The 23,295-nt window shown below is 46.6% G+C and carries 11 protein-coding genes and 1 tRNA gene; 3 read left to right on the top strand and 9 right to left on the bottom strand.

Translation table 11 applies throughout. The features are described from left to right. Positions 1-34: 34 nt before the first annotated feature. From F6I03_RS07615 to F6I03_RS07630, 4 genes are all read right to left on the bottom strand, one after another. Positions 35-703, bottom strand: coding sequence for a YoaK family protein (locus F6I03_RS07615; RefSeq protein WP_070430014.1), 669 nt, complete (start codon positions 701-703; stop codon positions 35-37). A 10-nt stretch (positions 704-713) separates the two neighbouring features. Beyond that, positions 714-1,013 (bottom strand): DUF4298 domain-containing protein, encoded by a 300-nt coding sequence (locus F6I03_RS07620; protein WP_070430013.1) that lies wholly within the window; start codon positions 1,011-1,013, stop codon positions 714-716. A gap of 48 nt (positions 1,014-1,061) precedes the next feature. After that, entirely contained in the window at positions 1,062-2,159 is a 1,098-nt protein-coding gene (gene rlmN / locus F6I03_RS07625) for a 23S rRNA (adenine(2503)-C(2))-methyltransferase RlmN (RefSeq protein WP_070430012.1), read from the bottom strand. Positions 2,160-2,302: 143 nt separating this feature from the next. Further along, the gene (locus F6I03_RS07630) at positions 2,303-3,451 is read right to left on the bottom strand and encodes an MFS transporter (protein WP_070430011.1); all 1,149 of its coding nucleotides are present in this window, start codon (positions 3,449-3,451) and stop codon (positions 2,303-2,305) included. Between the two features lie 218 nt (positions 3,452-3,669). Between F6I03_RS07630 and F6I03_RS07635 the strand changes: the two genes are divergently transcribed. The 3 genes from F6I03_RS07635 to F6I03_RS07645 all read left to right on the top strand — a co-directional run bounded on the left by F6I03_RS07635 (position 3,670) and on the right by F6I03_RS07645 (position 7,032). Further along, positions 3,670-4,941, top strand: coding sequence for an amidohydrolase family protein (locus F6I03_RS07635; protein ID WP_070430010.1), 1,272 nt, complete (start codon positions 3,670-3,672; stop codon positions 4,939-4,941). Positions 4,942-5,168: 227 nt separating this feature from the next. Then, a tRNA-Lys gene (locus tag F6I03_RS07640) sits at positions 5,169-5,241 on the top strand. A 528-nt stretch (positions 5,242-5,769) separates the two neighbouring features. Further along, positions 5,770-7,032, top strand: a complete 1,263-nt coding sequence (locus F6I03_RS07645) for an NRAMP family divalent metal transporter (protein ID WP_070430009.1) — start codon at positions 5,770-5,772, stop codon at positions 7,030-7,032. A 115-nt stretch (positions 7,033-7,147) separates the two neighbouring features. Here F6I03_RS07645 and F6I03_RS07650 read toward each other — a convergent pair whose 3' ends face one another. The 5 genes from F6I03_RS07650 to F6I03_RS07670 form a co-directional block, all read right to left on the bottom strand. After that, positions 7,148-9,352, bottom strand: a complete 2,205-nt coding sequence (locus F6I03_RS07650; protein ID WP_210383775.1) for a glycoside hydrolase family 3 protein — start codon at positions 9,350-9,352, stop codon at positions 7,148-7,150. Positions 9,353-9,477: 125 nt separating this feature from the next. Beyond that, positions 9,478-18,441 carry an Ig-like domain-containing protein gene (locus F6I03_RS07655; protein WP_150983099.1) on the bottom strand — a complete coding sequence of 2,988 codons (8,964 nt, stop codon included), beginning with the start codon at positions 18,439-18,441 and terminating at the stop codon, positions 9,478-9,480. 364 nt (positions 18,442-18,805) lie between these two features. Beyond that, entirely contained in the window at positions 18,806-20,335 is a 1,530-nt protein-coding gene (locus F6I03_RS07660; protein WP_150983100.1) for a helix-turn-helix domain-containing protein, read from the bottom strand. A 180-nt stretch (positions 20,336-20,515) separates the two neighbouring features. After that, on the bottom strand, positions 20,516-21,862 hold the full coding sequence (locus F6I03_RS07665; RefSeq protein WP_070431289.1) for an aspartate aminotransferase family protein: 1,347 nt from the start codon (positions 21,860-21,862) through the stop codon (positions 20,516-20,518). A gap of 123 nt (positions 21,863-21,985) precedes the next feature. Further along, positions 21,986-23,005 (bottom strand): PTS sugar transporter subunit IIC, encoded by a 1,020-nt coding sequence (locus F6I03_RS07670; protein ID WP_070431288.1) that lies wholly within the window; start codon positions 23,003-23,005, stop codon positions 21,986-21,988. Between the last annotated feature and the right edge of the window lie 290 nt (positions 23,006-23,295).

The raw sequence follows: 23,295 nt of genomic DNA on the forward strand, positions 1-23,295 counted from the left end.
TTAATTATACACAAATAAAGAGGCCCTGGATAGTCTAGGGCCAACTGGTTACTTCGAGCCTATCGCGGAAGAAGAAGAAATAACCCGCCAGAAGGAGGTCCAAGACTCCCGCCACAAACATTTCATGGAAGGGGGTGTACTGGTCCACCAGAGCGGCGAGGATCCCTCCCGCTAAGAAGCTCCACAGATTATTCAAATGAAAGCTCAGCCGCCAGACTTCAATTGGATGGCGGTTTAACCAACGGCCAAGCATAACGCCTATATCTGTGATTAGGCCTGTCATAATGGTCGTTCGAACGGTAATCCCCCGATAAGAGAGCCGCATACCATTCTGAAAGCCCAGGGAAAAAGCAGTCAGAACTAACAAAATCCCCGCCGGAAGGTCCAGCCAAGGCGTAGCCAACCAGACCAGGCCAAAACCGGTCAGAATAGCGGTATAGCGCAAGCGAACCGCCGAATCATCATGGGGATAACAGAAACCACTAAAGATCGTCCCCATCAAAAAAGCAATAACAACAGACAAGGTCTCCACCAGGGCAAAATTATTCTGTTGGACAATCAAGATGGGAATATTGGTCAGAGACCCGGTATGGCCGGCCAAGGTGGTCGCAAAATGAATAATCATCGTGACATTGATATAGCCTGCTAGAAAGCGCAGAAAAAGAACCGACCAGTAATTAGCTTGTCTACTTTCTTGTGCCACTTCTGACCTCCTAAGCTAAGAGCTGGCGGGCTAAGTCTAAGAGGGCCAGGCCCAGCCGGTGCTTATCGACCAGAGCATCATAAACGCCATCTTCTGAGAGCACCTGGTAAGTCAAGTCCTTAGGCAGCTGTCCCTTATCATAGGCCGCTAGGTCATCAAACCATTCCGGACTGCCATAATAAGCTTCCAGTGCTTCTAAGCCAGGGGCAAGCCCTTCAAAGTCAGCGAGGTCTTTATCAAGAGCGTCAAAAAAGGACTGGCTATCCCTTAAATGGGCCTCCATTTTCTGAATGTGTTCCACGCGATCCATTGCTTCATAACATCCTTTCTTCAAGCTTTAAGCGCGCAAGAGAGGCCACTAAGCCTGGTCAGCTTGCACTTGCTCCCGTTGGCGGCGTTGGCGACGCTTGCGTTCATACTGGCTGCGCAGCTGACCACAGGCGGCTTCAATCTCTGTCCCAAATTCTTTACGGACGACACAGTTAATATTGTTCTGCATCAAGACATCAAAGAACTTGGTAATAGCTTCCGGCTTGGACCGGCGATAAGGATTCTCCGGCACCGGATTATAAGGAATCAAGTTCACATAGGCTAATTTGCGCATAGGTTTCAGCAGATCTGCTAATTCTTGAGCATGCTCTGGCCGGTCATTAACCCCATCAATCATAATATGTTCAAAGGTCACCCGACGATTGGTTAGGTCGGTATATTCATAGATGGCATCGAAAAGCTCTTCCATGGGATACTTGCGGTTAATCCGCATCATAGAAGACCGGACCTCATTATTGGAAGCATGGAGGGAAACCGCCAAGTTAACCTGGATCCCTTCATGGGCGAATTCACGAATCTTAGGCGCTAAGCCAGAGGTTGACACCGTAATATGGCGGGCACCGATAGCCAGTCCTTTGTCATCATTGACAATACGGAGGAAGCGCATGACATTGTCATAATTATCGAAAGGCTCACCAATCCCCATAACGACAATATGGGAAACCTTCTCCCCTTCCCCGCGGGCATCCAGATAGCGTTGGATATACATAATCTGAGCGACAATCTCACCTGTTGTTAGGTCACGTTGCTTAGGTAAGAGCCCCGAAGCACAGAAACGGCAGCCAATATTGCAGCCAATCTGAGTCGTCACGCAGACTGACAAGCCATAGTGGTGGTACATTAGAACCGTTTCAATCATAGACTGATCCGCTAATTGGAAGAGGAACTTGGTCGTCTTATCCTCTGCCCGTTGCACAATTTCTTCTTTTAAGGGACTGAAATTAAACTGGTCTTCTAAAGCTTGGCGCAGGTCTTCGGAAAGATTGGTCATTTCCGCAAAACTCCCTACCCGTTGGCGGTAGAGCCATTGCCAGATTTGTTCCGCGCGAAAGGCCTTCTCGCCCATTTCTACGAGACGTTCTTCCATTTCCTTCCGTGTCAGACCATAGATTGATTCTTTTGTCATGAACTGTCTTACTCCTTTTTTTAAATCCTTCTAAATTTCCCTCCCATTATAACATGAACTTTGGCGATAGCTAGGCTGTCTTAATAAGATTAGGCCAAGTTCCTAACAAAAAAAGACTGGTCACAAGGACACAGTCTTAGAGTTTAAGCCAAATAAGTCTTGGAAGCTAGGCTGATCCCTAAAGCGATAAGGAGGAGCAAGAGTGCCATGATCACAATCGCTGCTGAAGACGATGAGGCAAGGAGCCAGCCACCGACCGTTGACCCAATCATAATCGAGAAGTTAAAGGCCGCGGATTGTAGGGAAGTTGCGACAGCCGTTCCCTCGCTGACTTGGCGGGTAACAGCGGTTTGAAAGAGCGTCACTAAGGCCCCAAAGCCAATCCCCCAGAGAATAAAAGCTAGGTGGTGTACGCCCGTATTCGCTAAGAAGTAGAAGCAAGCCATGGCTAAGGCAGCACTCCCTAACATGCCAGCACATACCCAGCGGAGGTAGTGATCAATAAAGATCCCCGCTAGCAGGACGGAAAGGATCGAGCCAATCCCAAAGAGGATTTGGGCCAGGCCAATGCCGGGATAGTCAATGGTCTTCACCAAGTTCGTAATATAAGTATAGACTCCGTAATTGGCGACGACAGCGAGCACCGTTAAGAGGACCACTAGGAGCACCCCTTTATTCTTCAACATGGTAAGGGGAGAATTCGACCGGGACCGCTTCTCACCCGGTACATGGGGCAAGAAAGTCTGGCAGAGGAAGGCAACTAGGGCAATAAAAATGGCCATCACAATGAATTCTAAGCGGAAGGAAAAACGAGTCCCAATCCAGGTCATCAGGGGCAAGCCCAAGCTCATACCGACTGTCGTCCCTGCCATGATAACAGCGACTGCCTTGCCCTGGTCTTTTGGCTTCACTAGGCTCATTCCGTAGGCTGAAATCATAGGCCACAGTGCCCCAGCACAGACTCCGCCCAAAATCCGGGCTAAAACAGCCAACCAATAAATAGGCAGCAAGCCAATCACCAAATTAGCGAGACCAAAGCCGATCAATAAGAGCATGAGGAGCTTCTTGCGGTCCCATTCAACGGTAGCTGAAATAATAGGAATGCCGCAGACTGCCGAGGCAATGGCATATTGACCCACAAAACCTCCCGCCTGAGCTTCCGTAATGCCAAAAGCCTCTGCCATCTGGGGCAGGACACCCGAAGGCATTAATTCTGACAAGATGGCCATAAAGGTAATACTAGCCATCAAAATAAAAAGTGGCCAAGAAAAGCCTGATCTTTGTTGATGCATAATTTTTGTCCTTTCATCTATTTGCTTATGGCTCATTATAGTTTATGCGAATACTTTGACAAGACCCAAAATAGCTTTTGCTGTGCGAATCTGAGCAAGTATTCAAACTCTCATGTGAATAGGGGCGCTGGGTAGTTAAAGTCAATCCTAAGACTTGATTTAAATGATAGGAAACCTTAAGCTAGGTTATAGATATCATTACAGGAGGTAATCATAAGATGTCAAAAAAATTTATCAATGCGTCTATCTATAAGCACGAGGATGCATCTGAAATCTTAGTTGAAGATGGAAAAATCAAAGCGATTGGGACAGACCTAGGCCCAGCTGATGAAAGTATTGACTTAGGGGGCCGCCTGGTTCTCCCCCCTTATGTCGATTCCCACTTACACTTGGACTACTACTTCACCGGTCAAGATCCTAAGGTGAAGAATGAATCTGGGACCCTCTTCGAAGCGATTGACTTATGGAATGACTATAAGAAAGGGACCAGCAAGGAAGAAATGAAAGAACGGATCCGCCAAGCCGTTAAAGATGTGGCTTCATACGGCACTCAATTCATCCGCGCCCAAACTGACTGTACCGACCCTAAATTAACCGGCATCAAAGCTGCCTTAGAAGTTCGGGATGAATTAAAAGATAATATTACCATCCAAGTTGTCGCCTTCCCACAAAACGGTATGTTCTCCTATGAAGAAGAAGGTAAGACAGGCCGTGACCTGGTGGAAGAAGCCCTCCAATTAGGGGCTGACTGTGTGGGCGGAATTCCTCACAATGAATGGAGCCGCGAAGATGGTATGGCTTCTATCAAGGAAATTGTCCGCCTCGCCATCAAGTATGATAAATTGATCGATGTCCACTGTGACGAAACCGATGACGACGAAGCCCGCTTCTTGGAAATGTTAAATGCTGAAGCAATGAAACAAGGCTACGGCCAAGAAACAACGGCTTCTCACACCTGCTCATTTGGCTCCGTTAACGATGCCTATGCCTTCCGTATGATGGGCCTCTTCCGTCAATCCGGCTTGAACTTTGTTTCCTGCCCAACGGAAAACCTCTTCCTCCAAGGCCGCCAAGATAGCTATCCTAAACGCCGTGGTCTAACCCGGGTCAAAGAATTTGTCGACAACGACATCAACGTTGCTTTCGGCCAAGACTCCATTGTGGACTTGTGGTACCCTGCTGGTTCCGGTAATATGATGAACATCCTAGACAACGGGATCCACGCTACCCAGCTCATGCGCGAAGAGGACTTCCCACGCAACTTTGACCTGATTACCTATAATGGGGCTAAGTTAATGCAAGTGGAAGACCAATACGGCCTCGAAGAAGGCAAGCCAGCCAACTTCATCGTCCTCGATGCCCCAAGCGCCTTCGAAGCCCAACGCTGCCGGGTTGAATGCCTCGCTTCTATCCGCAACGGCGAATACCTCTTTGAAAAAGCGCCTCGCCAATACCAAACAGCCTTAGATATTGACCGGAAAACCAAATAAGTTTCCATCATGAATGGATAAGCCAAGTCCAGACCTGGGCTTGGCTTTTATTTTAAATACACCGGTCTACATCTAGACTTTAGCTCACATTCAAAACCCTGGGACGGAAAGAAAAAAAGCCCTTAAACTAGGACCAATAAATTTTTTTGAAAAAATAGCAAAAAAGACTTGAAATTTTCCTCAGATAGGCGTAAGATATATTTATCGTCATTAAGCGATAACGACACGGACCGTTAACTCAGTTGGTAGAGTAGCGGACTCTTAATCCGTCTGTCGAGAGTTCGAGCCTCTCACGGTCCATCGTCTACAAACAGCGTGATAACAAGCATTTGTAAGCCTTGTTGTCACGCTGTTTTTTTGTCTTATAGTAGAAAGTCATGATAAAAGTCATGAAGAAATTCCATCTAAGACTGGAGGGATATCTAGAGGGATAGAATACATTAATGATTATTGGGCAAGGATTCTGGGATTGGCACGCATGCAAGTATGGGAGCTTAAACGGATGCAATTACACGGAAGAAATATCGGAAGAAGTTCTCTCCCCTCACTGCTAAATTAATTAATCAGCTCCTATTCTATTAAATATTTTATTGTCTGTATCCAAAGTTAACAGATTTCTTAACAGAGGTTAGCTCAAAGAATCATAGGCTTTGCTAGTTAGAGTCCGCTCAAACCTCTTTCACTTCAAATCTTTCGCTAGCCTCCAACAATTTGAAGAAATATTAGCGCTTTGAAATAAAATCCTCTCTTGTTTTCAGAAACTTTTTTCTATATACTTTAGGGACTAATTCAGAGTATTCTGAAAATTTAGCGATAGGAGAAATGATTATGTCACAAGTTGTTACTGCCAATCAATCCACCTGGGCTAGCAAAGTCAAAGCCATGGGACCTGGAATCCTCATGGCCTCAGCTGCAGTGGGTGGGTCTCATATTGTATCCTCTACCCAAGCCGGCGCCTCTTATGGTTGGTCGCTCTTAGTTCTGGTTATCTTAGCCAATATTTTTAAGTATCCTTTCTTCCGCTTCGGCGCGGAATATACAGCTGAAACGGGGAAAACCTTAGTGGAAGACTATGCTGAGAAAGGGAAGTTCCATCTCTGGGTCTTCTTCATCTTGAATGTCTTCTCCGCCTTAGTTAATACAGCAGGGGTAGCTATCCTTTGTTCAGCCATTATTGCGAGCGCCTTCCCTATGATTAGCCTATCCATTACTCAATGGTCGATCATCTTAATCAGCCTTATCTGGGCTATGCTCCTCTTCGGCGGCTACAAGCTTCTAGACGGCATGGCCAAGTGGATTATGTCTGCTCTGACCATCGCGACCGTTCTAGCCGTAATCATCGCTGCCATTGAACATCCTGAATACAGTGCGGACTTTGTGGAACGGAGCCCCTGGCAATTAGCTGCCCTTCCCTTTATCGTTTCCTTGGTCGGTTGGATGCCAGCTCCGATTGAAATCTCAGCCATCAACTCCCTCTGGTCAGCAGAGAAACGGAAGACGGTTGACTTCAACACGGAAGACGCCCTCTTCGACTTTAACGTAGGCTATATCGGCACCGCCATCCTCGCGGTCTTCTTCGTCGCTCTCGGTGCGCTGATTCAATACCCCACCGGGCAAGAAGTAGAGGCAGCCTCCGCTAAGTATATTTCGCAGTTTGTGGGTATGTATGCCTCCGTCCTCGGTGACTGGTCCCGCTACTTGATCACCTTCATCGCCTTCCTCTGCATCTTCGGCACAGTAATCACCGTCATCGATGGCTACTCCCGGGTGAACGAAATCTCCCTGCGCCTACTCCTGAATAAGAAAGAAGCCGGTCAAAATTCCCTCAAGATCTGGATGACACTAACCGCTATCGTCGGTCTGATCATCATCCAATTCTTTGCGGGTCAAGTCGCCACCATGCTCCGCTTTGCTATGATTGGCTCCTTCCTCACCACCCCCTTCTTCGCCCTCTTAAACTATGTCCTCGTTACCCGTGAAAACAAAAATCTCCCTAGCTGGCTAAAACTCCTAGCCATCCTCGGTTTAATCTTCCTCTTTGGCTTCGCCCTCTTCTTTGTCTATGCCTTAACGATTGGTAAGGCGGGCTAAGACTTCTAAATAAAAAATAAGTACGATCAAAAGCCGCAGCTAAGTGAAAAGCTTAACTGCGGCTTTATTGTACTTCATGACTAGTCTCCTATAGGAAAACCACTCGTCATTTCTCCTAGTTTTCTTTATAAGTCAGGCCGTAACCATATTTATAAACATTACCCTGGTTATCCTTGTAGGCATAAGGAATTTCCATATGTTTCTCCTTATCGTAACCTGGAACATCATTAGGCGACACAGAAACGCCCTTATCATCAACTTCAACTGCTGAATTATTAGCTGGCAGGGTCAGTGGTAATTTCCCTTTGGCTTCTGCTCGACCTGTCTGAACATCGAGTATAGCTTCCAGGTAGGTATCGAAGCTAGCAGTTAAAGCATCCGCCAATGGTTCGACTTGGTCCACGATGAAAGGCATATCAAAGTTCACATTAACCACTAATTGGTCGACTTGATCGCGAATATCTTTCAAGTGGTCGGTATCCACTTCCGTTTCCTTGTGGACTTGTAAGTCTAAGTAGTCATCCGTCGCTTCAAAATAAGATCCAGAAACAGGCTCAGCAAAGATGAGAGCAATATCTGCCTCATGATAGTCATCCACCAGATCGAGACCAGGGAAGCTTTCACCAATCTTTTGACGGAGGTCGGCATTGTAATCAGCTAAGGACTTGGCTTCTCCTTCTTTCGCCTTTTCAGGATCAATTTCCTTGGTCAAGAGTTCTACATAGACTTTCTTTCCTTTGACTTGATCTTCTTTAAGCGGCAGGGTCTGGTCCTTATTTTTGAGAAGGACAACTGAGTCATGATGGGCTTCTTGGGCTGTTTCTAAGCTTTCTGCTGTCCGAACTTGGTCATTAGCCCCTTCTGTTTCTACATAAGGATCTTCGAAGAGTCCTAATTGGAAGAGTTCGGTCAAACTTTCAACCAAGCGCTGGTTAACCGTGCTCTCATCTACTTTGCCTGACTCAATGGCTTCTTGGAAAACTTCTACTTCATTAGTTCCTGAAACGACACTCGAACCCGCTTGGAGCATTTTGGCTGCCCGGTCCACTTTGTCTAAATCTTCAGCTCCCCAAGCCATACCATCAAGAACCCCGGTGTCGGTATTGATATAGCCTTCAAAGCCCATCTGGTCGCGCAAAAGATCTTGGATAAACTGATGGTTGTAGGCAAAAGCAATCTCTTCCTCAAAGTCGCCCTTAAACGGCGCTTGAGGCGTATAGGACTTGTCATTAGAAGGAATAGCATAATAAGGCATAATAGAGCTAGTTCCCGCATCAACTGCTGCTTGGAAAGGCGGCAGATGGTAAGTCTCTAAGCTCCCTTCCGTCGCATAAACGTTAAACTTACCTTCTTCGTAGTGGGGGTCAAAGCCATTCTCACGAGCGCCCCCACCTGGGAAGTGCTTAGTTGTTAGGGCTATACTGTTCTCATTCAAGGATTCCCCTTGGTAGGCTGGAATAATTCTTTGGATATAATCACTGATCTGATCCGGATTCTCACCAAAGGTCCCATACGTCCGGTACCAGCGCGGGTCGGTCGCCGTATCCACCATGTACATATAACCTTTACGGATATTGGAAGCTAAGAATTCTTGGTGGCCAATTTGAGCAAATTCCTCCACTCGCTCGAGATTATCTCCGGCCGCTAGCCCCAATGTGCCAGGAAAGCGCGTAAAATGGTGGGAATCGCTCTCCGCATTAAACTTGGCCTTGTCATTCTCATTACGTGAATTGGAAGCCACAATTACAGGTATCCCCAGAGGACTCTCTTCAGCTACTTCTTGCAGGGTGTTGACCCAAGTAGCAATATCTTCTGCTGACTCATCTTCACGCACGATAAAATGACGGATATGCTTATCATTAATCATGACTGAAGTTGGGTACTGGGTCTGACCCTTAAATGGTCCTTCTTCATGAACCTTCTCAACTTCTAGTAAAACGCCATCGTGACTAGTTTCTTCTCCTTCTTTAGCAGAGAGGCCCATAGGCAAGTCATAGATGACCATCTGCCCCGCCTTCTCAGCAGGCGACATAAGAGACACCAAGTTCTCTGCCCGCTCTTCTGGCTTCAGACGCCAATCTTCATAAGGAGTCAACTCCCCATCCTTATTCAGATCCTTGAATTCTAGCCCATCCACCTTAATGGTCTCCACCGAACGCGCTTCCAAATGACGTTGGTCAGTATCTGACTGATAGGCAGTCTCAACCTTAGGCGCCTCACCTGACTGTGAAGTCTGCTTGTCATCAGCTTTCAGTGGGGAAGCTTGGCAAGCTGCCAGAAGCATGGCACAGGCTGAAAACCATAAAAATGATTTTTTCATAATAATTCCTCCGTTCAAAATAATAATACTATTATAATATAGCGCTTACATCATTTGCAAATATAAGCTTAAAAGAGCTGTGCCGCTCAATTAGCGACACAGCTCTTTTTATAGCTTACAAATTACTATTTCTTTTTCTTTTGATTAAGGACTAGACCTCCCACACCCAATAACAAGCTAGCAGCGATTGCGGCACTGGAGACATTGGCCACAGCACCTGTTTGCGGTAACTGTGCCTGAGCCTTACGGGTCTTTGTTTGTGCTTTATCTTTGGCTCGGCGAGTTGGTTGGCTAGTTACTAAAGTCGTTCTTACATTTGATTTTTTATTCTTCTCCTCCTCTAATTCTCTATTCGTTGAATCCGGAATCTTTGTTTTCGGATCTTCTGGCTTTGGATCCTCTGGCTTCGGATCTTCTGGTTTCGGATCTTCCGGCTTCGGATCTTCCGGCTTCGGATCTTCCGGTTTTGGATCCTCTGGCTTCGGATCTTCCGGTTTTGGTTCTTCCGGTTTTGGATCCTCTGGCTTCGGATCTTCCGGTTTTGGTTCTTCTGGCTTCGGATCTTCTGGTTTTGGATCTTCTGGCTTCGGATCTTCCGGTTTTGGATCTTCTGGCTTCGGATCTTTCGGTTTTGGTTCTTCCGGTTTTGGTTCTTCTGGCTTCGGATCTTCCGGTTTTGGATCTTCTGGTTTCGGATCTTCCGGTTTTGGATCTTCTGGTTTCGGATCTTCCGGTTTTGGATCTTCTGGTTTCGGATCTTCCGGTTTTGGTTCTTCCGGTTTTGGTTCTTCTGGCTTCGGATCTTCCGGTTTTGGTTCTTCTGGCTTAGGTTGGCAACATGGGATTTCAAGAATTTCTTTTGTATTATCTGTAAAGACAATGGTTAAACGACCATCTTTACTGTAGATTTTCTTAATTCCTCTGCCATCTTTACCGTCTCTGATAAAGTGACGGCTCGATTCCTTGCCTTGTGGATCTCTAACAATGACCCATAAGCCACTGTCACCATCTGCATTTTTACCAGGGACTGTTTCAAGACTTGGTGAGCGACCATCTTGGCCATCCTTGCCATCACGAACAAATTCGCGTGAAACTTCCTTCCCATCTCCGTCGAAGATAATGATCCATTGGCCACTGTCGCCCTGTTCATTTTTACCGGGTTCCACTTTAGCAGAAGGCGTCTTACCATCTTGACCATCACGGATGAATTCACGGACGATTTCATTACCCTGGCCGTCTACGATAATCAACCATCTTCCCACATTTCCTTGGCTATCTTTGCCTTTTTCAGTATGGATTTGTGGTGTTTGACCATCTTTACCGTCGCGACCATGGTAGATCGTATGCGTTTCTGTAGAGCCATCTGGATGGGTTATCTTGATGCTTAAGCCAATTTCTCTGCCATCTGAATCAAGAGTCTTCTCAGTACTTAGAAGAGCTGATTTACCATTTTTTCCGTCTTGGCCATCGCGTACAAATTGACGGTCTAATTCTTGACCACTTGCACGGTCACGGATAATCAACCACATGCCTGACTGTCCGTTGAAGCTTCCAGGCTCGGTTGATGCGGTTATCGACTTGCCGTCTTTACCATCGCGGATAATATGTGTGTGACTGGTTCCGTTGGCATGGTGGATGGTAATTTCTAGACCTTCTGCAGTTTCTCGTGATGAGATATCAGCTGATTTGCCATCTTGACCATCAGCAATAAATTCACGGTCAATTTCTTGCAGGGTGTCTCTATCACGGATAATCACCCAAGCGCCTGACTGTCCCTTATGGTCGCCGCGTTCAGTCGTCGCAATGATCGACTGACCATCGCGCCCGTCTTTTCCATCCTTACCATCTTTACCATGTTTAATCAGGCGGACATCTTCTGAACCATCCGGATGGGTAATCGTAATCTTATAGCCAATCTCTTGACCATTCGGATCAACTAATACTTCTGACTTAATATCTGCAGACTTGCCATCCTTACCATCTTGACCATTAGCAACAAAGTCTCGATCGAGTTCTTTACCTGTTTCACTATCTCGAACGATGATCCAAACACCATCTTGACCTTGGAAATGACCTGGTTCTGTAGAAACAGTCACTGACTTGCCGTCCTTACCATCTTGGCCATCTTTACCTGGATCACCCTTTTCACCATTGCGAACCACAGTGGTTGTTTGGCTGCCATCTGGATTGGTGATGGTAATGGTGTGAGTGCCATCATTGTTGTCTTTAACTTCGGCTGTGGCAGACTTGCCGTCCTTACCGTCTTCAATCACTGTTTCAGATTTCGTACCGTCTGGGTTGGTGATGGTTACGGTGTGGGTTCCGTTGCCGTTGTCTTTAACTTCGGCCTTAGGTGATTTCCCATCGGCAACGAATTCCGTTGAGACAATTTCATCTTCGGTGAATTTACCGTCACCGTTCTTGTCGAAGTAAGTGATGATCCATTGACCTTGGTCGCCTGCTTCGTTTTCTCCCTTAACGAGATGAACATAAGAGGACTTCCCATCTTTACCTGGATCACCCTTATCACCCTTGTCACCATTGTGAACCACAGTGGTTGTTTTCGTGCCATCTGGATTGGTAATGGTAATCGTGTGCGTTCCGTCATTGTTGTCTTTGACTTCAGCTGTAGCAGACTTGCCGTCTTTACCGTCAGCAATGACTGTTTCAGTCTTCGTACCATCTGGGTTAGTGATGGTTACCGTATGGGTCCCATTGCCGTTGTCTTTGACTTCAGCCTTAGTTGATTTACCGTCCGCAACAAATTCAGTTGACACAATTTCATCTTCGGTGAATTTACCGTCACCGTTCTTGTCGAAGTAGGTGATGATCCATTGACCTTGGTCGCCTGCTTCGTTTTCTCCTTTAACCAGATGAACGTAAGAAGACTTACCGTCTTTACCTGGATCGCCCTTGTCACCTTTTTCGCCATCTTTGACGAAGGTTTCCTTGATGACTTCATTGCTTTCAGGATCTCTCACAATGATCTTCACGCCGGATTCAGAGTTTGGATCATTTGGATTTTTCTCAACACGTTCCGTCTCAACAAGTGGCGTTTTACCGTCGGTTCCGTTCTTACCGTCAAAGATGAACTCACAGCTAATTTCGCGTTCACCTGGGTCTACTTGGCCATTATTGTTGGTATCTTCGTGAACAATCACCCAAGTTCCTGGACGGGCTTTGCCGGTTTCATCAGCTTTCGTGCCACGTTCGGTAGTTGCGAGGACTGATTTGCCGTCTTGACCATCCTGACCTGGAGTCCCTGGAAGGCCTTGTTCTCCGCGCTCACCTTTCTCACCTTGGTCACCCTTTTCACCATCTTTAACGAAGGTTTCTTTGATGACTTCATTGCTTTCAGGATCTCTCACGATGATCTTCACGCCGGATTCAGAGTTTGGATCATTTGGATTTTTCTCAACACGTTCCGTCTCAACAAGTGGCGTTTTACCATCTTTACCGTCGGTACCATCCGTTCCGTTCTTACCATCAAAGATGAATTCACGGCTAATTTCGCGTTCACCAGCGTCTACTTGGCCGTTATTGTTGGCGTCTTCGTGAACAATTACCCAAGTTCCTGGACGCTCTTTGCCGGTTTCATCGGCGTGGGTACCGCGTTCGGTAGTTGCGAGGACTGATTTGCCGTCTTGACCATCCTGACCTGGAGTCCCTGGAAGGCCTTGTTCTCCGCGCTCACCTTTCTCACCTTGATCACCCTTTTCACCATCTTTAACGAAGGTTTCTTTGATGACTTGATTGTTTTCAGGATCTCTGACGATGATCTTCACACCAGATTCAGAGTTTGGATCATTTGGATCTTTTTCAACACGTTCCGTCTCAACAAGTGGCGTTTTACCATCTTTACCGTCGGTACCATCCGTTCCGTCCTTACCATCGAAGATGAACTCACGGCTAATTTCACGTTCACCTGGGTCTACTTGGCCATTATTGTTACTATCTTCATGAACAATTACCCAAGTACCTGGACGGGCTTTGCCGGTTTCATCGGCGTTGGTGCCGCGTTCCGTAGTTGCGAGGACTGATTTGCCGTCTTGACCGTCTTGACCATCTTGACCTGGAACACCTTGGTCACCCTTGTCACCTTTTTCGCCGTCTTTGACGAAAGTTTCCTTGATGACTTCATTGTTTTCAGGATCTCTAAAGATGATCTTCACGCCGGATTCAGAGTTGGGATCATTTGGATCTTTTTCAACACGTTCCGTCTCAACAAGTGGGGTTTTTCCGTCTTTACCGTCGGTACCATCTGTTCCGTTCTTACCGTCGAAGATGAATTCTCGGCTAATTTCACGTTCACCTGGGTCAACTTTCCCGTTGTTGTTGGCGTCTTCGTGAACAATCACCCAAGTTCCTGGACGCTCTTTGCCGGTTTCATCGGCTTTGGTGCCGCGCTCTGTAGTGGCGAGAACGGACTTACCGTCTTGGCCATCTTGACCTGAGGTACCTTGGTCACCCTTTTCACCTTTTTCACCATCTTTGACGAAGGTTTCCTTGATAACTTCATTGTTTTCAGGATCTCTCACGATGATCTTCACGCCAGATTCGGAGTTTGGATCATTTGGATCTTTTTCAACACGTTCACTTTCAACGATTGGTGTCTTGCCATCTTTACCGTCGGTACCGTCGAAGATGAATTCACGGCTAATTTCACGTTCACCTGGGTCTACTTGACCGTTATTGTTGGTATCTTCATGAACAATTACCCAAGTTCCTGGACGGGCTTTGCCAGTTTCATCAGCTTTGGTGCCACGTTCAGTAATTGCGAGGATTGATTTGCCGTCTTGGCCATCTTGACCTGGGGTACCTGGCGTACCTTGGTCACCCTTCTCACCTTGTGGGCCTTGTTCGCCACGCTCACCTTGATCACCCTTTTCACCATCTTTGACGAAGGTTTCTTTGATGACATCATTGCTTTCAGGGTCTCTCACGATGATCTTCACACCAGATTCAGAGTTTGGATCATTTGGATCTTTCTCAACGCGTTCCGTCTCAACAACTGGCGTTTTACCATCTTTACCGTCGGTACCGTTTGTGCCGTCGAAGACGAATTCACGGCTAATTTCACGTTCACCTGGGTCTACTTTCCCGTTGTTGTTGGCGTCTTCGTGAACAATCACCCAAGTTCCTGGACGCTCTTTGCCGGTTTCATCGGCTTTGGTGCCACGTTCAGTAGTTGCGAGGATTGATTTGCCGTCTTGACCATCTTGACCTGGGGTACCTGGCGTACCTTGATCACCCTTTTCACCTTTTTCGCCGTCTTTGACGAAGGTTTCTTTGATGACTTCATTGCTTTCAGGATCTCTGACGATGATCTTCACGCCGGATTCGGAGTTTGAATCATTTGGATCTTTTTCAACACGTTCATTTTCAACGATTAGTGTCTTGCCATCTTTACCGTCGGTACCGTCGAAGACGAATTCACGGCTAATTTCACGTTCACCTGGGTCTACTTTCCCGTTGTTGTTGGCGTCTTCGTGAACAATCACCCAAGTTCCTGGACGCTCTTTGCCGGTTTCATCGGCTTTGGTGCCGCGTTCTGTAGTGGCGAGAACGGACTTACCGTCTTGGCCATCTTGACCTGGGGTACCTGGCGTACCTTGTTCACCCTTCTCACCTTGATCACCCTTTTCACCATCTTTAACGAAGGTTTCTTTGATGACATCATTGCTTTCAGGGTCTCTGACGATGATCTTCACACCAGATTCAGAGTTTGGATCATTTGGATCTTTTTCAACACGTTCACTTTCAACGATTGGTGTCTTGCCATCTTTACCGTCGGTACCGTCGAAGATGAATTCACGGCTAATTTCACGTTCACCTGGGTCTACTTGACCGTTATTGTTGGTATCTTCATGAACAATTACCCAAGCGCCTAGACGCTCTTTGCCGGTTTCATCAGCTTTTGTGCCGCGCTCTGTAGTGGCGAGAACGGACTTACCGTCTTGACCGTCGGTGCCATCTTGACCTGGGGTACCTGGCGTACCTTGTTCACCCTTTTCACCTTGTGGGCCTTGAGGACCTTGTTCGCCACGCTCACCTTGATCACCCTTTTCACCTTTTTCGCCGTCTTTGACGAAGGTTTCTTTGATGACTTCATTGCTTTCAGGATCTCTCACGATGATCTTCACACCGGATTCGGAGTTTGGATCATTTGGATCTTTTTCAACACGTTCGGTCTCAACAAGTGGCGTTTTACCATCAGTTCCGTTCTTACCGTCGAAGATGAACTCACGGCTGATTTCACGTTCGCCTGGGTCTACTTGGCCATTATTGTTGGTATCTTCGTGAATAATCACCCAAGTACCTGGACGGTTTTGACCACTTTCATCGGCTTTGGTGCCAGGTTCCATCTTAGCTAGAACAGACTTGCCATCCTGACCTGGGCTTCCTGGAAGACCTTGTTCACCGCGTTCTCCCTTGTCACCTGGCGCCCCTTTCTCACCTCGGTCGCCCTTCTCGCCGCGTTCTCCTTTTTCGCCTGGAGCACCTTGTTCACCATCAGGGATGAAAATAGTTTTCTCGTCTTCAAATTGGTCAATGTTAGGGTTATAAATTTTTACAGTAACGTAACTTCCGTTAACCTGTTTGCTAGTTTCTGGATGACTGCCTTGACCACGCTTGACTTCAACAATTGGTTTATTAGGTAGCAGAGGCTTCTCAGGTTTTTTGGGCCCTGGAATAATAATTTCCCGCCCGGTGTTATAAATAATCTTTACGCCGCCATCGTCTTGTGGTTCAGTTCTGGAAATGGTTTCAAAGTTATAAGCAAAGATCTGACTTTGGGCTTCTTGGACCACTTCCCGAGATACTTCGCGCCAGTATTGGCCGCGCATGTATCTAAAATCATTGGGGTTAAAGTTAGGAGTCCGCTCTGGGTCAACATGTTCATATAGGACACGAACGCGTCCATCACGTCCGGGACGAATTTCTCTGATTTGACCAGCTGGCAGCGAGGGACTGTACTGGAATTCCGTCTTATAAGAGCTATCTTCCACTGTCATTTCATAGGTCGATTGACTTTCAACCACACGTTGGTAAACATAAGTGATTTCCTGGGTAACATCAGCTTTGAATTGGCCAGCCTTGTAACGGCCATCCGGATTGTATGCTGGGCCATTAATAGGATTTTCAGTTTTGACGAAACGATAGCCCTCAATCGGTTTGGCAGAGGTCAGGTAGGTATGCTTACCCACAATCCCAGTTAGGGTCTGGCCATCAATATTTTGGTCAACACTCAGTACCTTGCCGTTCTGGTCGACCGTCTCATAACGATGGTGTTCAACGAAGGCTCCGTATTTCCGGTTCATTTCTGCTGAAGCGTCACCGGAATTATAAGTTTTGGACATGGTTAGAGGCTTCCAGCCACTTGGAGAGGTTACATCTTGATTGTTACGAACAGATAAGTGGATTTCTCCTGACTTAGTGGCTGCTTCTGCCGACTTCGGAACGTAATGGGCTTTAATAATATAACGTTTGCCTTGTCTCAGGCCCGCCTTGAACTGGTTAGACTGACCTCGCCAACCTGGCTTGTTATCCTTATCTCGTGTTTCACTAATCCGTAAGTCTGTCACTTCCCGAACATCTGCAGGGCTAAAATTAGGATTATAAGAATCGGTGAATGCACGGTCATTTACGACTTCATAAAGTTTAAAATCGCGAATCTTATGTTGGTCAGCTTCCATAAAGAGAGTGTGGGGCCCATCCTGTACCGGCAGCCCATCACGGTTAATATGGTAAACCACTTCTGTTACGACTTCAGGGCGGCGCCGGTCCGTCTGGGTATGCGTCCCATTGGTTAGTAAATATTTTCCTCGCTTATCTGCCTGGTTAGTAGCATCAAAATTATAAGCAAAGCCTTGTGTTTTTGCTTGATTGCCTACCTGGACCCTAGCTTGGTAGGTCTTATTATCGGTTGTAACCTTATCGTAGAAGGGCTGGAGGCCTTGGTGAATAAAGCCTTGGATATTCGCCAAGTGCTCAACCCCATTCTCGAAGACGTAAACTACCTTGTTAGTCTGGGCATCATAGTTTCCTCGGGCAAGAACTTGTCCGTTTAAAGACATGATATGCTGCACCGATGGCGGAATATTCAAGCCACCAGGACGGAAATACTCGCCGTAATCAATGGTGAAGTAGTCCCCACCCCTGACGCCCTGGGGTACGCGGAATCTCGTATGTAGGTATAAAGCTTCCCCACGGTTATCATTGACCGTTTTGAGTTCTGTGGGATTGTTGAAATCTTTTGAACTTGTTAGCGTCAATTGATCCACCTGAATCAGAGGATTCACATTCCGACCACTCTGGGCCGCCCGAGCTGACCGGGGCATGGCCATGTAGACACTGGCATACTTTCTCTGTTTCTCAAGGTATTGAAGACCTGCCTTGGTTAATTCCTCCTGCAGGCTAGTCGCATTGTGAATATGCTTCAAATTAATATGAGCTAATAAGCCCTCAACGTCTTCTGGCGCATAGACTTCCGCTAAGTGGGTCCGTAAAACTTGCTTGGGATTTCCTGCATTTTGAACTTGCTGCGCTAATTGTTCAAGGTTTGGGCCTTGAGGAGAAGTCGTTTGACGACTAGGAGCATCTAGTTCACGTCTCCCCTCGGCTTGTTTTTCTTCGCTATGGAAGCTCACCTCAGTCAAACCAGTCTTTTCTTTCTGTTGACCGGCTTGAACAACTTGGTCTGTCGCCTGCTTTTCCGCTTGGCTTTCGGACTGGTTACTTTCGTCAGAACCGATAACTTTGTCTTCCCCTTTGGCTTCAGCCGAAATTTCTTGCCCTGGCTGACTTGTGGCTGGCCCCACTTCTACCGGGGCTACTTGGTCTGGTGCTGCCTCCAGCTGATTTTGGTCAGCTTGCCTGTCTTCTTCCCCTTCTTTTATAGGAGCCGGCTCACTTGTTTGAACATCCGTCAGACTAGCGGCATGGGCAACCGCCATATCCCCAGCAAAAAGTAGTCCCGCAACGACTGCAACGGAAGCCACTCCTACACTCAAGCGTTTAATCGAATAACGATAAAATTTATGGCCTTGTTTTTCTCTTTGGACTTGTCTATTGTTCTTACCTACCATATCAAACTTTCCTTTCTTAAGCTTATCGACTGAGGCTTGTAGCCCTTAACTTGTCTTTATTTTGCTTGGTCAAGCAAAGGATGCTTAGCTCCCTCGACTATTATTTCCAAGTAAAAAAAGCGATAAAGTCAGTAATTTATCGCTAATCCCACTGACAAATGACTAAAACCGGTCGATTGAAACTCTAGCAAACGGCTAACTCTTCTCCTGTCTATTCCCTTCGAACAGGAAACTGCTCCTTTCACTAAAATTTATTTTGATTATAGTCACCTTTTTTGTTTTCTTCTGTTCTTAATAAGCTTAATTCGTAAAAATGTGAAATCTCTTATAAAAAAACTGACCCTTGCGAGTCAGTTGATAGTTTCTATTGGGTGAAGATCATGTCAGACATATTGGACGTATCCGAGTCATTAATGGTTCGAACCGTTTCATAGATCCATAAAAAGGTATTCACATTAGGCATGGAATTGATATTAAAGATATAGCGGCCAGGCGTAGCCGGGATGTCGAAGGTTGTCATGATAATTTGATAGGGACTTTCTTCGAGAATCTCCTGCCAATTAATAGCCTGGTTGCGGACATGGACTGTCACATAGTTATGGACAATAGGGTCTAGTATGGCCTTGTATTCCAGGTCATACTGGTAGTTGCCGGTATAAAGCAAGAGGTCAATTTTAACAATTTTATTTAATTCGAAGATGGTATTGGGCCAGGCTACAATAAAGTAGAAAGTAAAACCAATCAAAATCTTGTCAGAGATTTCTGTCATCATATTGAGCGATTGGATAAATTTCTTAATCATACTTTGGACATCCACCACAAATTCCGGATTAATGCAGGCAACCTCATAAACTAAGTTACTCTGATAGGTAATGGGATTATTCAAGACAACGTTCACCTTCTCATCCATAGCAATACACAAATTGTACAAGCTCAAGGAAATCAGCTGGATATCTTTCTCTTGAGCCGTCTGGAGTTTGTAATCTTCCTTGAGTTTATACATATCCGCTTCAAAATCAGCGATACTCTGTTTAACCGTGGCGGGGACCCTCGTACTCTCTTCCAAATAAGACCGATTGAGCAGGGTGCCTGATGAAATCAAACCGGGAACAACTTGCGGGATGACCTCAAAGAGTGGATACCTGCCAGCCTGGGCTTGGAAATCAGTGAAAATATCCAAGTTAACCATTAAGAGCGACAGTTCCCGTGTTGTTATCGGCCAATCTGCCTTCTCAACCACAAAATGATTGACGAAGCGCTCAAAATTTAAACCAATCTGCAAGTAAACTAAGGGATTGGAGGAAAAACTCTTGAGGTAAGGAGAGGTTGAGGATAGAATCTCATATAAATCAAAGGCCTGCTGTTGGCTAATGCTCCTAAAGGGCCACAGGGTATCTGGCAGGTAGTGGATTAAGATAAAAGGATAGAACAAACGAATGCTCATTTCCTTACCTTCTAAAGCAAGGGGTGAGGTAGTCACTTCCAGCTCTAAATTGGCCTCCTCAAAAAATTGATTAATTTGTTTAATGGCACGATAGACCGAGCTGCGACTCACATAAATCTTCTGGCTAAGGTCTTCAACTGAGGCGTAGGACTGACTCATCAATTCAAAAAGCAAACGATAAGTCACGGCTTCTTGGCTAAACTTTTTGAAGTAATAATTCGTTGAAACCATTTTCTTAAAGGCTAGGTTGACCCAAATACCGGACTGGTCGACTTGGATTTCGTCTGGAAACAAGCCTTGTATTTCTATTAAATCACTTTTGATGGTTGCATTGGTACACGATAGACGATTGGCTAAATCCCCATGGGTGAGGTATAAGTCGTCTTCATTCTGGTAGATATCGATCAATGCCAGTTGACGCCGGTCCTTACTTCCAAGCAATCGAATCATGTCATCATCTCCTTACTCATCATTTCACTGCTGCCTCTCAGCCATCATTTAATCATCATAGCATATAATCAAGCAACGATTTGTTTATTAAATCGAAGCCGGTAAAATTTCTGGTACAGCCGATAAAGGCCACAAAAAATCCCTAGCCTGCACAGGCTAAGGAAGTATAAACCTAACCCCCTACCAGCCCAGGTCCACATGGTCTGGTAGCTGGATCTCCCCAGCTTCTAGGGCAGCAAAGGCCTGGTCTAGGACCTCAAAGGCTTGCTTTAGGAGCTCTCGGCTGATCACTAGGGGCGGCTGGAAGCGAAGGACGTTCCCCATCAAGGTGACCATCAGAACCCCGTGGTCAAAGAGATAGGTCATAATCTTGCTGGCAGCTTGGCTGTCCCTCTCCTTGCTTACAGGGTCTTTAACCAATTCAATGCCCGCATTGAGTCCTAAGCACCGGACATCGCCGATGATCTGGGGATACTTGGCCTGAAGCTTGTGGAAGGCGGCTTGGACAAAGCGCCCATCTGCTTCAGATTTTTGGACTAGGCCTTCTTCTTCAATCACATCGAGGCTGGCATGTGCTGCCGCGACACAGATGGGATTTCCAGCCGAGGTGAAGGCGTGGCCAGGTGAACCTAAACTCTCTAAGATCTCTCCTCGCCCCACCAAGGCCGAGAGCGGGAGGCCTGATGCTAGGGACTTGCCGATCGCCATCAGGTCCGGTGTGAGGCCAAAGTGATCAATGCTCCACAATTTTCCCGACCGTCCGAGCCCCTGGTTAATTTCATCCACCGCAAAGAGGATGCCATGTTCCTGGCAGAGCTCATAGAGGCCCTGCATAAAGGCTTGGGGTGGGATAATAATGCCTGCATCACCCTGGATGGGCTCAATTAAGACACAGGCGACCTCTTCAGGGGCCAGGTAGGTCTCGAAGGCTAGGCGGATAGCGTCCAGGTAACGTTCGGCTAGCTGGTCATCGCTCTCCCCTGGTCGCCGGCGGTAGGGGTCTGGATAAGGCATGTGATAAATCCCAGGTAAGAGGGGTCCCATTTGACGCCGTATATTGAGGCTACAAGCTGATAGGGTCATCGCCCCATAGCTCGATCCATGGTAGGCCCCAGTAAAACTGATCAAATAGGGACGGCCCGTATAGGCGCGAGCAAATTTAATAATAGCTTCATTGGCTTCCGAACCCGAAGTGGAGAAGGAAACTTTCTTCTCGAAATGACCAGGCGTCATCCCTGCCAAACGTTCAGCCAAGGCTTCGAGCGGGGCTTGGTAGGAATAGGAAGGGATATAATGAAGCAAGCCTTCAGCCTGCTCTTGGATAGCAGCGACCACTCGCGGATGGCAATGGCCCACATTGGCGGTTGAAGCACTGGCTAAGAGGTCAATATAAGCCTTACCATCTGCGTCATAAACCATCGCTCCCTGAGCATGGTCTACCAATAAATCAACATAATTAATTCGAGCGGCCGAACTGATCTGTTCCCCCGCATTGATAAAGGCTTGGGCCCGACTTTCTTCTTCCATTATATGATCTCCCTTCAGACAGCTTAATTCTTACCACTGATTGTAGCATGTTTCCAGCTCTGAAAGCATGAAAAAAGCTAAGCTCGATCAAGCGCTTAGCTTTCTTCCCTAATATGCTTTCAATTATTCACGTTCGGCGAGTTCTTGCTTGGTAATGACTGGGTAGTTCTTGAAGACCTTGGACCCGAGGAAACCAACGATCAAGTTGATCACAATGAGCGCTAGGCCAACGAGGAGCACTTGCATAGCTGGGTTGTAAGCGAACATCACCGCAAAACCAGCAATTGGTGTCGCTGTACCTGGGGTTTCGTTGACCATCTGCAAGAGGGCCACTAGGATCCCACTACAAGCCCCACCGACAAAGTTAATGCCATAGATTGGAATAGGGTTAGCTGACGTCACATCTGCCTGGGTTAGGGGTTCAATGGCGAAGGCAATTGTGTCTTTGCGTTCACCCAGTTTAAGATGGTGGAAGATCATATAGTTCATGAAGGAAGAGCCAAAGACTGCTAAAGCTCCGATAGCCATCGGAGTCCCTGTCAAGCCAAGCATGGCAGTTAGGGCCATAGAGCTCAATGGCGCTGTTGCAACTACGGTGATAACCCCACCGAGGATGATCCCCATAATGACTGGGCTTGATTCGGAGGATGCAATTAAGATTTCACCGATTTGTAGGAGTGAATTATCTACGAGTGGCGCAATGAAAAGGGCAATGGCCCGAGTAAGTGGCGCACTGACAATAATAATAAGAATTAAGTCTAGACCACCGGGAATATTTTTTTGCATCCACTTAACCAGGAAGGCCACTAAGTAACCCGCCAAGAAGCCAGGTAAGATCCCTGTTCCCGAAGCTGCCAGCCCCATCAGGACCGCATAGCCTGGTTGGACACCAATCGCAATCGCAACTAAGATAGCAGCAGCGACACCGCTCAAGGCACCGTTGGCCATCCCAACTTCTTTAAGGAATTCAAGGCCAAGTACCGATCCAAAGAAGGAATCATGGAAGGCCTCTACGAGGAAGCTGGCGCAGGCAGCTGCAGCCAAGGCCCCCATTGCCTTAGCACCGTGGGGGGCTTTATAGTTAAATAATGTAAAGATCGCTAGAACAACTAGCAACCAAATCGTACCAACAACAATATCCATAGTTTTATCCTACTTTCTTAATCTTTCAGGCGCTGAACACCGTCCCTCCACCCTAATATAAGAGCCAATCAATAAACTGGGCGCATTAGGACAGTGATTTCAGACAAAACAATAAACCGCTTACATTACTGAATATATGCTTTTTCCTGGGCCTCCTTCCCATCACAACTTGATAAAAGCTTAACATGAAAGCGCCACCATTACAAATAATTTATTATTACAATAATAATATTTTATTAGAATTTGCGCCTGAAAAATGAGAAAAATCCTGTGTAAAAACTATTTTATTA

Source organism: Aerococcus sanguinicola (assembly GCF_008726925.1).
Taxonomy (GTDB): Bacteria; Bacillota; Bacilli; order Lactobacillales; family Aerococcaceae; genus Aerococcus.

What these genes read in the sequence shown, in the direction of transcription:
- F6I03_RS07655 (WP_150983099.1), bottom strand. Translation starts at nt 18,441, where the DNA reads ATGGTAGGTAAGAACAATAGACAAGTCCAAAGAGAAAAACAAGGCCAT.
- F6I03_RS07670 (WP_070431288.1), bottom strand. Translation starts at nt 23,005, where the DNA reads ATGGATATTGTTGTTGGTACGATTTGGTTGCTAGTTGTTCTAGCGATC.
- F6I03_RS07660 (WP_150983100.1), bottom strand. Translation starts at nt 20,335, where the DNA reads ATGATTCGATTGCTTGGAAGTAAGGACCGGCGTCAACTGGCATTGATC.
- F6I03_RS07665 (WP_070431289.1), bottom strand. Translation starts at nt 21,862, where the DNA reads ATGGAAGAAGAAAGTCGGGCCCAAGCCTTTATCAATGCGGGGGAACAG.
- F6I03_RS07620 (WP_070430013.1), bottom strand. Translation starts at nt 1,013, where the DNA reads ATGGATCGCGTGGAACACATTCAGAAAATGGAGGCCCATTTAAGGGAT.
- F6I03_RS07635 (WP_070430010.1), top strand. Translation starts at nt 3,670, where the DNA reads ATGTCAAAAAAATTTATCAATGCGTCTATCTATAAGCACGAGGATGCA.
- F6I03_RS07630 (WP_070430011.1), bottom strand. Translation starts at nt 3,451, where the DNA reads ATGCATCAACAAAGATCAGGCTTTTCTTGGCCACTTTTTATTTTGATG.
- F6I03_RS07645 (WP_070430009.1), top strand. Translation starts at nt 5,770, where the DNA reads ATGTCACAAGTTGTTACTGCCAATCAATCCACCTGGGCTAGCAAAGTC.
- F6I03_RS07650 (WP_210383775.1), bottom strand. Translation starts at nt 9,352, where the DNA reads ATGAAAAAATCATTTTTATGGTTTTCAGCCTGTGCCATGCTTCTGGCA.
- rlmN (WP_070430012.1), bottom strand. Translation starts at nt 2,159, where the DNA reads ATGACAAAAGAATCAATCTATGGTCTGACACGGAAGGAAATGGAAGAA.